The organism is Streptomyces sp. NPDC048337 (genome assembly GCF_043201175.1).
Classification (GTDB): Bacteria; Actinomycetota; Actinomycetes; order Streptomycetales; family Streptomycetaceae; genus Streptomyces.
The window spans coordinates 111,315-127,032 of the sequence record NZ_JBICYR010000007.1; the positions used below are offsets into that span (position 1 = coordinate 111,315).

At 70.2% G+C, this 15,718-nt stretch carries 12 protein-coding genes; 2 read left to right on the forward strand and 10 right to left on the reverse strand.

Annotation, left to right across the window (positions count from 1 at the left end; translation table 11 throughout):
• The first annotated feature begins 90 nt into the window (after window positions 1-90).
• Entirely contained in the window at window positions 91-708 is a 618-nt protein-coding gene (locus ACGFYU_RS14225; protein WP_393827572.1) for a GNAT family N-acetyltransferase, read from the forward strand.
• A gap of 83 nt (window positions 709-791) precedes the next feature.
• Here the strand turns inward: ACGFYU_RS14225 and trxA are convergent, their stop codons facing one another.
• The 7 genes from trxA to ACGFYU_RS14260 form a co-directional block, all read right to left on the reverse strand.
• Window positions 792-1,133, reverse strand: a complete 342-nt coding sequence (trxA, locus tag ACGFYU_RS14230; RefSeq protein ID WP_393827573.1) for a thioredoxin — start codon at window positions 1,131-1,133, stop codon at window positions 792-794.
• A gap of 52 nt (window positions 1,134-1,185) precedes the next feature.
• The gene (gene trxB, locus ACGFYU_RS14235; RefSeq protein WP_393827574.1) at window positions 1,186-2,151 is read right to left on the reverse strand and encodes a thioredoxin-disulfide reductase; all 966 of its coding nucleotides are present in this window, start codon (window positions 2,149-2,151) and stop codon (window positions 1,186-1,188) included.
• Between the two features lie 124 nt (window positions 2,152-2,275).
• Window positions 2,276-3,235, reverse strand: coding sequence for an anti-sigma factor family protein (locus ACGFYU_RS14240; protein WP_393827575.1), 960 nt, complete (start codon window positions 3,233-3,235; stop codon window positions 2,276-2,278).
• A complete protein-coding gene (gene sigM / locus ACGFYU_RS14245; protein WP_393827772.1) occupies window positions 3,232-3,927 on the reverse strand; it encodes an RNA polymerase sigma factor SigM in 696 nt (231 codons plus the stop codon). The genes ACGFYU_RS14240 and sigM overlap by 4 nt, the downstream gene beginning before the upstream one ends.
• A gap of 92 nt (window positions 3,928-4,019) precedes the next feature.
• On the reverse strand, window positions 4,020-5,747 hold the full coding sequence (locus ACGFYU_RS14250) for a protein kinase family protein (RefSeq protein ID WP_393827576.1): 1,728 nt from the start codon (window positions 5,745-5,747) through the stop codon (window positions 4,020-4,022).
• A gap of 117 nt (window positions 5,748-5,864) precedes the next feature.
• On the reverse strand, window positions 5,865-8,036 hold the full coding sequence (murJ, locus tag ACGFYU_RS14255) for a murein biosynthesis integral membrane protein MurJ (protein WP_393827577.1): 2,172 nt from the start codon (window positions 8,034-8,036) through the stop codon (window positions 5,865-5,867).
• A gap of 46 nt (window positions 8,037-8,082) precedes the next feature.
• On the reverse strand, window positions 8,083-10,347 hold the full coding sequence (locus ACGFYU_RS14260; RefSeq protein ID WP_393827578.1) for a DUF6049 family protein: 2,265 nt from the start codon (window positions 10,345-10,347) through the stop codon (window positions 8,083-8,085).
• 186 nt (window positions 10,348-10,533) lie between these two features.
• On the opposite strand from ACGFYU_RS14260, the gene ACGFYU_RS14265 reads away from it, so the two are divergent.
• Complete coding sequence (locus ACGFYU_RS14265; protein ID WP_393827579.1) at window positions 10,534-12,000, forward strand: CCA tRNA nucleotidyltransferase; 1,467 nt, start codon at window positions 10,534-10,536, stop codon at window positions 11,998-12,000.
• Between the two features lie 85 nt (window positions 12,001-12,085).
• Here ACGFYU_RS14265 and ACGFYU_RS14270 read toward each other — a convergent pair whose 3' ends face one another.
• The 3 genes from ACGFYU_RS14270 to ACGFYU_RS14280 form a co-directional block, all read right to left on the reverse strand.
• Window positions 12,086-13,354 (reverse strand): MFS transporter, encoded by a 1,269-nt coding sequence (locus ACGFYU_RS14270; RefSeq protein ID WP_393827580.1) that lies wholly within the window; start codon window positions 13,352-13,354, stop codon window positions 12,086-12,088.
• Between the two features lie 105 nt (window positions 13,355-13,459).
• Window positions 13,460-14,542: an inositol-3-phosphate synthase gene (locus ACGFYU_RS14275; protein ID WP_393827581.1), complete on the reverse strand. Its 1,083-nt coding sequence runs from the start codon at window positions 14,540-14,542 to the stop codon at window positions 13,460-13,462.
• Window positions 14,543-14,591: 49 nt separating this feature from the next.
• On the reverse strand, window positions 14,592-15,194 hold the full coding sequence (locus tag ACGFYU_RS14280; protein ID WP_393827582.1) for a helix-turn-helix transcriptional regulator: 603 nt from the start codon (window positions 15,192-15,194) through the stop codon (window positions 14,592-14,594).
• Window positions 15,195-15,718: the final 524 nt, after the last annotated feature.

A 15,718-nucleotide genomic window follows, 5' to 3' on the forward strand; every position in this document is an offset into this window, starting at 1 on the left:
GCCGCCAAAGGGCGGATCGTGCCGGTGTGAACCGGTACGGTCCGCCCTTTTGCTGTCGAAAGAGTGAGGGTCAGTGGATACGATTCGTTCATGGGTCGTCGGCTGGTACCGCTCACGCTGGACAACCTCCAGGACCTGCCCCGTCGTTGCCGGTCCTGTGTCTTCTGGGAACTGGATCCGGTCAGCGGTGAGGCCGCGGTGAAGGCGGGTACGCCCGCGCTGGAGAAGGAAGCCTGGATCTCCGCGGTCCTCCTGGAGTGGGGATCGTGCGGCCGCGTGGTCTATGTGGACGAGGTTCCGGTGGGGTTCGTCCTGTACGCACCGCCGGCGTACGTGCCGCGGTCCACCGCGTTTCCGACCAGCCCCGTCTCACCGGACGCCGTACAGCTCATCACCGCGTGGATCATGCCGGGGTATCAGGGGCAGGGTCTGGGGCGGGTGATGGTCCAGACGGTGGCGAAGGATCTGCTGCGGCGCGGCTTCCGTGCCATCGAGGCGTTCGGGGACGCGCGGTGGGAGGGTCCGGCGTGCCTGTTGCCGGCGGACCATCTGCTGGCGGTGGGCTTCAAGACGGTGCGTCCGCACCCGGTGCACCCGCGGCTGCGGCTGGAGCTGAGGTCGACGCTGTCGTGGAAGGAAGACGTGGAGCTGGCACTGGACCGGCTGCTGGGCGCGGCGCGCAAGGAGCCCGCACTGCGGCCCCTGTGAGCCGGAACCCCGATGCGTCTGACAACGCGAAACGGGCCGCCCCCTCGAAGGGGCGGCCCGTTTCACGTGAAACATCGAACCGGTCAGGCGGTCTTGACCTCGACGAAGCCCTCGAGGTCGCGCAGGATGGCGGCCTTCGGCTTGGCGCCCACGATGGTCTTGGCGACCTCGCCGTCCTTGTAGACGTTCAGGGTCGGGATGGACATGACGCCGTACTTGGCGGCCGTGGCCGGGTTCTCGTCGATGTTCAGCTTGACGATCTCGATCTGGTCGCCGTACTCGGCGGCGATGGCCTCGAGGGACGGCGCGATCTGGCGGCACGGTCCGCACCAGGCGGCCCAGAAGTCCACCAGTACGGGCTTGTCGCTCTTGAGGACCTCGGCGTCGAAGTCAGCGTCGGTCACGTTCTTGAGGGTGCCGGCCACAGCGGCCTCCTTCTTCTTCCTGCGGGGTGTGGGGTGGGGGTGGTTGGGTGGGTCAGACCGTGGCCGCGGCGGCGGCCTTCTCGGCGTCCGCGAGGGCGGCGAGGAAGCGCTCGGCGTCGAGGGCGGCCGAGCAGCCGGTGCCCGCGGCGGTGATGGCCTGACGGTAGGTGTGGTCCACGACGTCGCCGGCGCCGAACACGCCGGTCACGCTGGTCCGGGTGGAGGGGGCGTCGACCTTGAGGTAGCCCTCGGCGTCGAGGTCCAACTGGTCCTTGAACAGCTCGGTGCGCGGGTCGTGGCCGACGGCGATGAAGAGGCCGGTCACGGGCAGCTCGGAGGTCTCACCGGTCTTGGTGTTGCGCAGGGTGAGGCCGGAGAGCTTCTGGTCGCCGTGGATCGAGGCGACCTCGCTGTCCCAGGCGAACTTGATCTTCGGGTCGGCGAACGCGCGGTCCTGCATGGCCTTCGAGGCACGCAGGCTGTCACGGCGGTGGACGATCGTGACGGACTTGGCGAACCGGGAGAGGAAGGTGGCCTCCTCGATCGCGGTGTCGCCGCCGCCGACGACGGCGATGTCGTGGTCCTTGAAGAAGAACCCGTCGCAGGTGGCGCACCAGGAGACACCACGGCCGGACAGGGCGTCCTCGTTGGGCAGGCCGAGCTTGCGGTGCTGGGAGCCGGTCGTGACGATGACGGCCTTGGCACGGTGGACCGTGCCGGCGGTGTCGGTGACGGTCTTGATCTCACCGGTGAGGTCGACGGCGACGACGTCGTCGGGGACGAGCTCGGCGCCGAAGCGCTCGGCCTGGCCGCGCATGTTGTCCATGAGGTCCGGGCCCATGATGCCGTCCTGGAACCCGGGGAAGTTCTCCACATCGGTGGTGTTCATCAGGGCGCCACCGGCGGTGACGGCACCTTCGAAGACCAGCGGCTTGAGCGAAGCGCGTGCGGTGTACAGGGCGGCGGTGTAACCGGCCGGCCCGGAGCCGATGATGATCACGTTTCGGACGTCGCTCACGGGTTTCTTCCTCGTCTCTGCGGACTGCGTGCTGCCTACCGGGGGCCGGTGCGGACTCTCACCCCACCCAACGGATCCTACGGCGCATGCATTCCCCACCTGTCCCCGTGCGGGTCCCAACGCGTCAGCTTCTGGGATAGGTGCTCATCAGCAGGGGCTTCCCCGGGGCTCCCGAGGGGTCGTTCTCGCAGTCGGTGCCGACCAGATAGGCGTCCACGCGGGAGGAGTCGCCCGGATGGGGCAGGACGAGGAGGTACACGTCCGCGCCCTGGTAGCGGCCGCGCTCGGTGGCGAACGGCGCTTCGGGGCGTCCGGTGGCGGCCTGGACGCAGGTCGGAACGGTGGCTGCCCGACGGTCGCCGGGGGCGACTCCCTGGGCGGGAGGGGTGTTCTCCAACCCGTAGGTGTTGTTCTGCTCCCCGGAGCCGGTCCCGGTGATCTCCGCGGAGGCCAGGAGCTGCCGCACGTTCTTCTGGAGGCCCTGTGCGGTGTAGGCGCCGGCTTCTGCGGAGGGCTGGGCCGCGGAGCTCGGGGTCTCGCTGCGGGCCGTGGTGCGGGTGGGCGTGCCCGACAGGTCGCTGAACAGGAAGATGCCGAGTGCGCAGGCGGCGGCCCCGGCCAGGCCCGCGAGAACGGCGATCCGCCGACGGGCACGGCGACGGCCGGGTCCGCTTGGGCCGGTCGGGTGACCGGAGGGCCGAGGGATGCCGGATCCGCCGGCAACGGAGGGCCGGGAGGATCCTCCCGCGGCGATCGGGGACGACGTTTCACGTGAAACATCGCCGTCGGCCGGGCGGGCCCGGGGCGTGGTGGCGTCGAGGAGCGCTTCCGCGGCGAGGGCGGCGTCGATGCGGCCCGCGATGTCGGCGGGCATCCGGGCCGGTCCGGGGAGGGTGCCCAGCAGGGAGCGGATCTCCTCCAGGGAGGCGCGGACGTCGGCGCACAGCGGACAGTCGCCGAGGTGGCGGCGGATTTCGGCGGTACGGGACGGGGAGAGCAGCCCTTCGGTCAGGTCGGAGATCTCCGAGACGTCCGGGTGCCGGATCGTGCCGGTCGTGCCGGGCATGCCAGTCGCCGGGGTCATGGTCGTCCACCTCCGCCCTTCACTGCGTCTGGGTCTGGATGACTCGGTTCTGCCGCTGGTGGGACGGCTGTCCCCGGCGTCCGGTTCCTTCCCCGCTCGGAGCTGGTGTTATCCCCGGCATTCGTGCGCAGATGAGTGAGCATCGGGAGGAGCTTCGCCCGGCCGCGCGCGCACCGGCTCTTCACGGTGCCGGTGGGGACGTCGAGGATGCGGGCTGCTTCGGCGACGGGGTAACCCTGCATGTCGACGAGGACGAGGGCGGCCCGCTGTTCGGCCGGGAGCGTGCCGAGGGCGGCCAGGAGCTGGCGGTGGAGGTCCTGGCGCTCCGCGGGGGCCTCGGCGGACTCGTGGGGCTCCAGGAGGCGCTCCAGGCGGTCCGTGTCGTCGAGGGGCGCGGTTTTGCGGGAGGCGGCCTTCCGGGCCCGGTCGAGGCAGGCGTTGACGGTGATGCGGTGGAGCCAGGTGGTGACGGCGGAGTCCCCGCGGAAGGTGTGGGCGGCCCGGTAGGCGGAAACCAGGGCGTCCTGCACGGCATCGGCGGCTTCCTCGCGATCGCCGAGGGTCCGCAGCGCCACGGCCCACAACCGATCCCGATGCCGCCGCACGAGCTCCCCGAATGCCTCGGGGTCTCCGGCGACATGCAGGGCCAGCAGCTCCTGGTCACTGCTGTTCTCGCCGGTTGCTTCTTGCATCACGCCCGCTTCCTCCCGGGATGGAGACTAGGGCTCCGGCAGCCGTGTGGGGAAGGCCGCCACGGTGCGGCTTCCCGGGTGTGCGGGGGCGTTCAAGAGTCCGGGCCGAGCACCTTGATCTCGTTGATTCCGCCCCGGTAGCCGCCCGCGCCGTCGGCGGGCAGCTCGGTGATGTGAATCAGTACGTAACGGGTGCGAACCGGGGTCTCAACGGTGCCCTGGAGCTTCTTGTCGGTGCGCTCCAGCTTGGTGATGGGCTGGGAGAAGTCGGACAGGGCGTGGGGCGAGGAAGCCTCGGGGACCGCCGCGCGCACCTCGATCGTCTGCCCGGGCACGTTGAGGTCCAGGTCGATCCCGGACACGTTCTGGACCTTGCCCAGGTCGACGATGATGCCGCTGCCGTCCGCGCGCTCGTCCAGGTTGCCGAAGTTGGCGTAGCCCAGGTACTGGGGCGTGATCCAGGCAGTCGACGGATTGCCGTCCACGGCCTTGGGGACGTCCTTCGCCTTCGTCGGCTCCCCGCGGGGGGTGAATTCGGAAGCGCCCTTGATATGCAGCGGCTTGCCCGGATCGTCCTTCTTCGGGTCGTCTTCCGAGTCCGTCGGCTGGGAGTGGTTGGGGCCGCTGTCACCCTTGGTGCCGTGGTCCAGGAGGGCGTCGGCCAGCTGCCAGCTGCCGAGGCCGAGGGCGGCGATGAGCAGGGCTGCGACGCCCCACTTCAGGGCCCGGCCGGTCCGGCTCTGGAGCGGGGGCGGCGGCACCGCCGGGGCGGTCTGGGTGGCGGGCATGCCGGGGGGCGTGGGGCGGCCGTAGTTGCCCTGCTGGTAGGTGGTGTGCTGGTACTCCGGCGGGGCCGTGAAGGCGGGCTCCGGCGGCCGGATGCGCGGCATCGCGGCGACGGCCTTGGCCAGCTCCTCGGGGGTCGTGCAGGCGGGCTCCTGACGGGAGGCGGTGGCCCCGTCGTTGGCGAGTGCGCGCATGGCGAGCTCGCCCAGGCCCCGGTGGACCCCGGCGCGGACCTGGTCGGGGGCGATCAGGCCCACGCCCTTGGGCAGGCCGGTGAGGCCGTACGCGTCGGTCTCGTACGGCCAGCGTTGCGTGAGGGCGGCGTACAGGAGCGCGCCGATGGCCTCGGTGTCGGCCCGCTGGGGAGTCTCGCTGGTGATCCCCCGCAGCGCGGCGTTCACGGCGAGCCCGCGGATCCGGTACTGGCCCGTGGAGGTGCGCAGTATCGCGCTGGGCGTCAGCCGCAGGTGGGCGAGGCCTTCGCGGTGTGCGGCGGTCATGGCCTGGGAGACCTGGCTGACGAGCTGGTAGGCCTCGTGGGCCTCCAGCGGGCCCGCCGCGAGCAGCGCGGTGAGCTCGGTGGCGTCGGGCAGCCACTCGTGGACGACGTAGACGAGGTCGTTCTCCTCCACGGCGTCGAGGACCTGGACGAACCGGGGGTCGCCGAGCAGGGCGGAGGAGCGGGCCGCGGCCAGGACGGAACGGGCCCGCGGGTGGTCGGCGGGCAGCAGGTGAACGCCCACGGCCCGGCGCAGTTTCTCGTCCATCGCGCGCCAGCTGCTGAATCCGTCCACACGGGTGACGCACTCTTCGAGCCGGTAGCGTCTGGCGAGTTTGTGGCCGCTGTGGAGCTCGGGTGCGGCCGCGGAGGCCGCGGTCGTGCGCTCGCCGTCCTTGTCGGGCATGGGTCCGTCCGCGGCTCGTCCGTTCTGGGTGTCCACCCCGTCGGCCGTGACCTTGTCCGCTGCTGCGGCCAGCGGCTCGTCGCCGCTGTTGTCGGCCACGTCGACGGCAGCCGTGCTACGTTCCGCCACCGTCGTTCCCGCCTCCCCATCCGTTGCGCGCTGTCGGCCAGTCTGCGAAGCCATGCCAATTGTGCCCACAGTCCGTCGCTATGCACGACACACGGAGGGGGGTGACGGTTGTGCGCATCAGCGCCCCAGTCGTCCGCGAACCATTCCGACCATCGAGTTGAGCTCCTCGATCCGCATGCGCTTGGCGGCGATGAGGAACACGGCGGCCAGAGCGATGCCGCCGGCCACGAGGGCGGCGGCGGAGCCGACGACTCCGCTGCCCAGCCACTGGGTGACCCCGTAGGCGGCGCCGCCGCCCACGGCGGCCGCGGGGACGCAGGCGCCGGTGAGGCGGGCGTAGGTGCGCATCACGTGCGCGCCGTCGAGGTCGCCGCCGAGGCGGGTCTTGAGGCGACGCCAGGCGACGCCGACGCCCACGGTGTAGCCGAGTCCGTAGGCGGCGGCCATGCCGACGACGGCCCAGCGGGCGGGGAGCACGAAGAAGGAGGCCGCGGAGACCGCCGCGTTGACGGCGGCGACGATGACGGTGTTGTAGAACGGCGTGCGGGTGTCCTCGTAGGCGTAGAAGCCGCGCAGGACGACGTACTGCACCGAGTACGGGATGAGTCCGAGGCCGAAGGCCATCAGGACGTAGCCGATGTTCTGGGCGCCGGCGCCGGAGCCCGCGTAGAGCAGGGTCGCCATGGGGACGCCGAGGGCGAGGAACGCGAAGGCGCAGGGCACGATCGCCACGGCCGAGGTGCGCAGGCCGTAGGAGATGTCGTCGCGGACGGCGGCCGCGTCCCCGTCGTGGGCGGAGCGGGAGATGCGCGGCAGGACGGCCGTCATGACCGAGACGGTGATGATCGCCTGCGGCATCTGCCAGAGCAGCAGCGCGTAGTTGTAGGCGGTGATGCCGGTGCCGGGGTGGCCCTGCTTCTCGGCGATGGAGCCCGCCCAGGTGGCGAACTGGGTGACGACGACGAGCCCGATCTGGTTGGCCAGGACGAAGAAGAACGTCCACTTGGCCAGGCGGGCGGCCTTGCCGAGGCCGTGGCCCTTCCAGTCGAAGCGCAGGCGGGGAGTGAAGCCGGCGTCGCGCAGGTAGGGCAGCATCGCGAGGGCCTGGACGGTCAGGCCCAGCAGGGTGCCGACGCCCAGCAGGCGGATGCCGTCGGCGGTGACCGTGGTGGCGTTGACACCGGAGGTGGTGAAGCCCCCGAAGGCCCAGATGAAGGCGCCGAAGGTGGCGATGACGACGATGTTGTTGAGGACGGGGGTCCACATCATCGCGCCGAACCGGCCGCGGGCGTTGAGGATCTGACCGAGGACCACATGGACGCCCATGAAGAACATCGTGGGCAGGCAGTAGCGGGCGAAGGCGACCGCGACGTCCATCTGGTGCGGGTCGGAGGCGATCTTCGGCGACATCATCGTGATGAACACCGGTGCGGCGAGCACGCAGATGGTGGTGATGGCGGCCAGCAGCACCACGACGAGGGTCAGCAGCCGGTTGGCGTAGGCCTCTCCCCCGTCGCTGTCGTTCTTCATCGCCCGGACCAGCTGCGGGATGAAGACGGCGTTGAGGGCGCCGCCTCCGACCAGCACGTAGATCATCGTGGGGAGAGTGTTGGCGATCTGGTACGTGTCGTTGAAGGTGCCGACGCCGATGGCACCGGCGATGACGAGGGTCCGCAGGAAGCCGGTGATGCGGGAGACGATCGTGCCGGCGGCCATGAGCGCGCTGGACTTCAGGAGGCTGGCGGCGCGTCCGGCGGGCTTGGCCGGCGCCGGGGCGGCGACGGGGACGTCCTCGGCGGGGGTGCGGGGTGCCGCCTCCTGGTCCCGGTAGAGGTGGGCGAAGGCGTCGGGTTCCGGCTGCTCGTCCGCGGCCTTGGTGACGAGGGAGTCCACGCCGACGAACTCGGTGGTGGTGGCGTGGTCGCCGTACGGGAGGTGGCGGGAAGGGCCGTCCGGCTCCGGCGGCGGGGTCTGCGCCCATACGCGGGGGTCGGGCGCGTAGGAGGGCGAGGTCGGCGCGGCGTAGAGCGGGCCGGGCTCCTGGTAGGTCCCGGGCGGCGGCGGGGGGTGTGAGGCCCGGTCGTAGAGGACCTCGGCGACGGGATCCTGGGCGGACAGGTCCTGCGACCGGTAGGGGTCGTGGTCGTAGGCGTCCTGGACATACGGGTCGCGGTCCGCGGGCGCAGGCGCGGGGACCTGCCCGGGCACCGGAGTGCCCGGGGCAGTGCCCTGGGAGGGCGCGGGCCCACCAGTGCCCTGCGCGCGGTCACCGTCGTACGGCGCGTTCATCGAAACCCCACCTCATCGTCCCCAGGCCGACCGGCCACGGCATCGCTCAACGGTCCACTGTCTCACCCGTGCCGGACCCGCCGGTGCTTTGCGGTCCGGTGTCCGGGGTCTCGTCACTCTGCTGCGTGCCGTCCTCGGCTGCCGCGCGAGCCGCGACGCGCTTGCGGCTGGCGTACATCTTGATGCCGGCCAGGACCAGGAGGAGCACACCGCCGGCGATGACGAGCATGACGGTGGGGGTGATCTCGGTGGCCTCGACGGTGAACTTACGGGGCTTGCCGTAGGCGACGCCGTCCTTGGTGAAGAGCTGCGCGGTGACCTCGACGGGGCCGCTCGCGGTGGCGTTCGCGGGGAACTTCACCGTCTGCGTGTGGTCGCCCTGGACGGTCACCTGCTGCTCGGCCTGCCCGCTGTCGCCGAACATCAGGCGGGTCGGGTTGGCCGACTGCACCCGCAGGACCAGGTCGTGGACGTCCTGGACGAGGCTGTTCTGGACGCTGACCGGGATGGTGGCGCTGTGTCCCGACAGTGTGGCGTCCGACTTGGGGATGATCTTGACCTTCTCGGTGAGGTCGATCAGGTAGTTCTGGACCTGGTCCCGGTAGACCCGGGCCTCTTCCGGGCGGCCGCGCCAGGAGGTGGACATCTCCCGGTTGGTGGTGTTCCCAAAGGGGATCTCGACGCGGTCGGGTGCGGCGAGGATCACCTTGAAGTGGTCGAGGGTGTTCTGCGTGGTGCGGATCTTCTCGAAGGCGGACACCGGCAGCTCGTGCTTGCGCAGGGCCTCCGGGTACTGCCCGGCTCCGGGGACCTGGGTGGCGGCGCGCGGGTCGGGCTTGGCCGCGGCCGCGGCTTCGAGGTCACCGGGCTGGGTCCAGCGACCGGCCTGGAGGGCGCGCAGGGCGACGGCCATGCTGTTGACCTGGCTGAGGGAGGGCATCCGCTGCGGGGTCACGACGAAGCTGCGCTGCTCGTCTGTCTTCTGCAGGTTCAGGGCGAGGCTGTGCGCGAGGAACTGCTGGACGGCGAGGGTGGAGTTCCCGGCGCTCAGCATGTCGCCTTCGAAGGCGGTGGAGAGCTCCGCGTCCGCGACCACGGCCGTGGTGCCCGCGCCGATGGGCCGGGCGGCCGAGGGGGTGTAGCCGAGGCTTCCGGTCTCGCCCAGGCTGTCGCTCCGGGTGAGGACGTTGTGCGCACCGGCCGAGGTGGCGACGTTGACGATCGAGGGGTCGATGGCGCCGTCCACGGGCCAGGAGAAATCGGTGGACGCGGGGACGTGCAAGACCGTCTCGACAGCTTGCTTCGCCTTGTCGGTGGCGGGCCGCAGCTGGCCGAGGGTGCCCGAGACGTCCTTGCCGTGGTGGGCGAGGGAGGCGAGATCGGGGTCGGCGAAGGGCAGCGCGACGACCTTCTTGGCCTGGACGGCCGTTTCGAGGGAGCTCAGCCACTGCTCCGCGACTGCCTTGTTCCTGCCCTGGGTGGACTTCCCGTCGGGAGTGCGGACCCGGTAGCCCTTGGTCATGGCGTCGACCGTGTAGAGCAGATCGGGGTCGATGACCCAGGTGACCGGCAGTTCCTTGCCGAGCGAGACCATCTGTCCCAGGCGGCCCTGCGGCTTGAGCTCCTCGGCGAGGGCGTCGTCGAGGAAGACCGGGGTCTGGGTCTCGTCCGAGCCCGTCTCCGCGGTCACGTGGGTGGTGGAGACCAGCGGCCACACGTAGGTGAGCTGGGCACGCTTGGAGGCGGCTTCCGGTTGCCAGGGCAGGAAGGTCCGCTCGATGCCGAGCACCTGTTCCGAGGGGCGGCTCTCGGTCACCCCGGACAGGGAGACGCCGAGCTGGTAGACGCCGTCCTTGTCCAGCTCCAGCTTGTTCACGGGGACGGTGAGGGTGAACTCCTGGCGGACCTTCGACGGCAGCGAGGCGATCTTCACGGCGTAGGCCGGATCGATCTCGCCGGGGTCGGCGCCGGCCCGGAAGCCGCTGCGCTCCGCCACCTCGTCGATGGAGGACCGGTCCGCGAGCGCGGGACCGACCCGCAGTCCCACGTGTGCGTCGTTGATCGTCTCGGAGCCGGTGTTCACCACGGTCCCGGAGATGGTCAGGGTGTCGCCCTTGACCGGGGCGGCGGGGGCCAGGGAGGTCAGCTGGACGTCCACGGCGGTCGCCTGCGCGGCCTGGGCCTTGGGGGCGGGAGAGTAGACCAGAGCGGCGAGTACGGGCGTCCCGGCCAGCAGGACCACCGCCCTCCGCAGCCATCGGCGTCGGACAGGGGCGGGCGACGCCCCCAGGATGTCTGCCGCCTCGGCCACGCGCTAGCCCGTCCCTCGAAGTGTCAGTGCTCGTCGTCTGTGCGTCCTGGCATGGTAACGAGGCCCGCTGTGCGCGAGTGCCGCGCCTTGCTCCACATGATCGGCTCAGCCCCGGGGCTCCGGTGTACCGGGGTCGCCGTGAAACGGGGAAGCTCCGGCCGGGCGGGGCACGTACCCTTTTCTGTTGTGCCGAACGCCAATGAAGACAACCCCAGTGCCCTGAGTCAGGTGCAGCTCCGCGCGGTCAGTGAACTGCTGCGGGTCGCCCCTGTCGCCGACGAGCTCGGCCGCCGGTTCCAGGAGGCGGGCTTCCGCCTCGCCCTGGTCGGTGGGTCCGTCCGCGACGCGCTGCTCGGGCGTCTCGGCAACGACCTCGACTTCACCACCGACGCCCGGCCCGAGGAGGTCCTGAAGATCCTCCGGCCCTGGGCGGACTCGGTGTGGGACGTGGGGATCGCCTTCGGCACGGTCGGGGCGCAGAAAGACGCCCGTGTCGGAGACGCTGATCGAAACTTCCAGATCGAGGTGACGACGTACCGATCTGAGGCCTACGACCGTACGTCGCGCAAGCCCGAGGTCTCCTACGGCGACTCGATCGAGGAGGACCTGGTTCGGCGTGACTTCACGGTCAACGCCATGGCGCTGGCCCTGCCGGAGCAGGAGTTCATCGACCCGCACGGCGGTCTGGAGGACCTGGACGCCGGCGTCCTGCGCACTCCCGGCACCCCGGAGGACTCGTTCTCCGACGATCCCCTGCGCATGCTGCGGGCTGCGCGGTTCGCCGCGCAGCTGGACTTCGAGGTCGCCCCGGAGGTCGTGGCGGCCATGAAGGCCATGTCCGACCGGATCGAGATCGTCTCGGCGGAGCGGATCCAGGGTGAGCTGAACAAGCTGATCCTCTCGATCAACCCGCGCAAGGGCCTGGGCCTGCTCGTGGACACCGGGCTGGCCGACCGGGTGCTGCCCGAGCTCCCCGCGCTCCGGCTGGAGAGTGACGAGCACCACCGCCACAAGGACGTCTACGACCACTCGCTGATCGTGCTGGAGCAGGCCATTGCCCTGGAGGAGGACGGCCCCGACCTGGTGCTCCGCCTCGCGGCCCTGCTGCACGACATCGGCAAGCCGCGCACCCGCCGCTTCGAGACCGACGGCCGCGTCTCCTTCCACCACCACGAGGTGGTGGGCGCGAAGATGACCAAGAAGCGGCTGACGGCCCTGAAGTACTCCAACGACATGATCAAGGACGTGTCCCGGCTGGTGGAGCTGCACCTGCGCTTCCACGGGTACGGCGACGGGGAATGGACCGACTCCGCGGTGCGGCGCTATGTCCGCGACGCCGGTCCGCTGCTGGAGCGCCTGCACAAGCTGACCCGGTCCGACTGCACCACGCGCAACAAGCGCAAGGCCAATGCCCTCTCCCGCACCTATGACGGTCTGGAGGAGCGCATCGGCCAGCTTCAGCAGCAGGAGGAGCTGGACGCGATCCGGCCCGACCTGGACGGCAACGAGATCATGCGGGTCCTGGACGTCGGTCCCGGTCCGGTGATCGGGAAGGCGTATGCCTTCCTGCTGGAGCTGCGGCTGGAGAACGGTCCGATGGGCCACGATGCGGCCGTCGCGGCCCTCAAGGAGTGGTGGGCCGCACAGGCCTGACGCACGGACCCAGGTGGCGATGTTTCACGTGAAACATCGCCACGGGCGGATCGGTCGGACGCAATGTTTCACGTGAAACGTCGTTTCACGTGAAACGACGCCCTTGCCGCCCCAGTAGCGCCGCGGTCGCGGCGTAGAGGGCCGCGACACAGAGGATCAGGATCACGGACCGCCCGTCTGCGGGGAGCATGAGAGAGGCCACCGCCGCCGCACTGACGAACGCGACGTTGAACAGCACGTCGTAGACGGAGAAGACGCGGCCGCGGTAGTCGTCGTCCACGCGGGACTGCACGACGGTGTCGGTGGCGATCTTGGCGCCCTGGGTGGCGAGGCCGAGGACGAAGGCGGCGACCAGCATCGGTCCGGGGGCGAAGGACAGGCCGAGGGCCGGGACCAGGACCGCGGCGCCCGCGGAGCAGGCGGTGATCCAGCCCAGCCTGCCCAGTCGTCCCACCATCCAGGGCGTGATGACGGCGGCCGTGAAGAACCCGGCCCCGGAGACGCCGACTGCGACGCCCAGGAGAGCCAGCCCGTCGGACTCGTTGTTCGACCAGGCATAGCGGCAGAGCATGAGCAGGGTGACGAAGAGGGCCCCGTAGCAGAAGCGCATGGCGGTCATGGCGCTCAGCGCCTGCGCGGCCTCCCGGCGGGCGGCCAGGTGCCGCAGCCCTTCGGCCATGCCGCGGACGGTGAGGGCGATCCCCTCGCCGACCGAGGGGTGGAGTACGCCGGGTGGATGGTCGGGCCCGAGGAGGCCGAGAGCCAGGCGCAGCGACACCAGGGCCGCGCACAGGTAGAGCCCGGCTCCGAGCAGGACGACGAGGGCGTCGGAGTCGGAGGCCAGCAGTCGGACGAGGAAGGCCAGCCCCCCGCCGGCCGTCGCCGCGAGGGTGCCGGCGGTGGGGGACAGCGCGTTCGCGGTGACCAACTGCCCGGGGTCGACGACGCGGGGCAGGGACGCGGCGAGTCCGGCCAGGACGAAGCGGTTGACGGCGGTCACTGACAGCGCCGAGGCGTAGAAGAGCCAGTCGGGGACCTGCGCGACGATCAGCATGCCGGTGACGCAGGCGAGGAAGGCCCGCAGCAGGTTGCCGTAGAGGAAGACCTGGCGGCGGCGCCACCGGTCGAGCAGCACACCGGCGAACGGGCCGATGGCCGAGTACGGAAGGAGCAGGACCGCCATGGCCGAGGCGACGGCCGCGGGCGAGGTCTGCTTTTCCGGGGAGAAGACGACGTAGGTGGCGAGCGCGACCTGGTAGACGCCGTCCGCCGCCTGCGAGAGCAGCCGTACGGCGAGCAGGTTGCGAAAGTCCCGCAGGCGCAGGAGTACGCGCAGATCACGTACGACAGGCATGTGGGCAAGGGTCACATACGCGGAGGGTCCCCGGGCACATTGCCCGGGGACCCTCCGCGGAAGAACAGCCGAAGTCCAGGTGTCGACAGGACTCCCGGAGTCCGACTAGCGCTCGACCTCGCCCTTGATGAACTTCTCGACGTTGTCGAGGGCCTCGTCGTCGAAGTACTGCACCGGCGGGGACTTCATGAAGTAGCTGGACGCCGACAGGATCGGGCCGCCGATACCGCGGTCCTTGGCGATCTTCGCAGCGCGCAGGGCGTCGATGATGACACCGGCGGAGTTCGGGGAGTCCCACACCTCGAGCTTGTACTCGAGGTTCAGCGGGACGTCGCCGAAGGCGCGGCCTTCGAGGCGGACGTAGGCCCACTTGCGGTCGTCGAGCCACGCGACGTAGTCGGACGGGCCGATGTGGACGTTCTTCTCGCCGAGCTCACGGTCGGGGATCTGCGAGGTGACGGCCTGCGTCTTGGAGATCTTCTTCGACTCGAGGCGGTCGCGCTCGAGCATGTTCTTGAAGTCCATGTTGCCGCCGACGTTGAGCTGCATGGTGCGCTCAAGACGGACACCGCGGTCCTCGAACAGCTTCGCCATCACGCGGTGCGTGATGGTCGCGCCGACCTGCGACTTGATGTCGTCGCCGACGATCGGGACACCGGCCTCGGTGAACTTGTCCGCCCACTCCTTGGTGCCCGCGATGAAGACCGGGAGGGCGTTGACGAAGGCGACCTTGGCGTCGATGGCGCACTGGGCGTAGAACTTCGCCGCGTCCTCGGAGCCGACGGGCAGGTAGCAGATCAGGACGTCGACCTGGCGGTCCTTGAGGACCTGCACCACGTCGACCGGGGCCTCGGCGGACTCCTCGATGGTCTGGCGGTAGTACTTGCCCAGGCCGTCCAGAGTGTGGCCGCGCTGGACGGTCACGCCGGCGTTCGGGACGTCGCAGATCTTGATGGTGTTGTTCTCGCTGGCGCCGATGGCGTCCGAAAGGTCGAGGCCGACCTTCTTCGCGTCGACGTCGAACGCGGCGACGAACTCGATGTCACGCACGTGGTAGTCGCCGAACTGGACGTGCATCAGACCGGGGACCTTGGCCGCCGGGTCGGCGTCCTTGTAGTACTCGACGCCCTGCACCAGCGAGGCGGCGCAGTTGCCCACGCCGACGATGGCTACGCGAACCGAACCCATTCCGGTTGCTCCCTGTTTGTTCTCGTACGAGGTCTGCGAGATGCAGGCCTCATCTTGCGGTTTCGTCGGACGGACCGGGTCGTCTCTGATCCCGTCCCGCCCGCTCGCTCTCGATGAGCTCGTTCAGCCAGCGCACCTCGCGCTCCACGGACTCCATGCCGTGTCGCTGCAGCTCGAGCGTGTAGTCGTCGAGGCGCTCCCGTGTGCGGGCCAGTGAGGCGCGCATCTTCTCGAGGCGCTCCTCCAGCCGGCTGCGGCGGCCCTCCAGTACCCGCATGCGCACTTCTCGCTCGGTCTGGCCGAAGAAGGCGAAGCGGGCGGCGAAGGACTCGTCCTCCCAGGTTTCGGGGCCCGTGTGGGAGAGGAGCTCCTCGAAGTGCTCCTTGCCCGCGGCCGTCAACCGGTAGACGATCTTGGCGCGGCGCCCTGCGAGTGAAGCGGCGAGCGCGTCCTCCGGGGCATTGCCCGGCTCTTCGATCAACCAGCCGTTGGCGACCAGCGTCTTGAGGCAGGGATAGAGCGTCCCGTAGCTGAAGGCCCTGAACACCCCCAGTGACGTGTTGAGCCGCTTGCGCAGCTCGTAGCCGTGCATGGGGGATTCGCGGAGCAGGCCGAGGACGGCGAATTCGAGGATGCCTGAGCGTCTGCTCATCCGCCTGCCTCTCCTCCGACTCTGTGTCTTTATACCGAGCTGATGTATCGACTCGATACATCCAGACGATAGAACGGGCCGGGTCCGGCGACAAGTGGTGATCTGGTGACCGGCGTCACATCACCAATTCGTACGAGGCAGGTTGCCTGATTTGGGGTGAACTTCGGCACTGTTCGGGTTTTGACCGTGCGTAGTCTGTGCGCCATGACACCGGGGGAACCGGAATTCATCTGCCGCTTCCAGGCCACTCGCCTGCCCGAGGAGTAGTCGTTCGATGAGCGAGCACCGCCGTAAACCGCCGCAGCCCCAAGGTGGCGGGCGAGCCTCGGCCCGCCGGGCCGCCCAGCAGCGCCCCGGCCGGGGTGCCGGGGCCGGACGTGACGTCCCCACCGCGTCGTCCAGCGGACCGCATGCGGAACCCTCCGCACGGGGCAGCAGAGCCGGGGCCCGCCGGGCTGCCCAGAGAGGTTCCACGGGCCGCGGACGCGGATCCGCGAAGGCCGCGCGCGGCGCGGGCCGCCAGG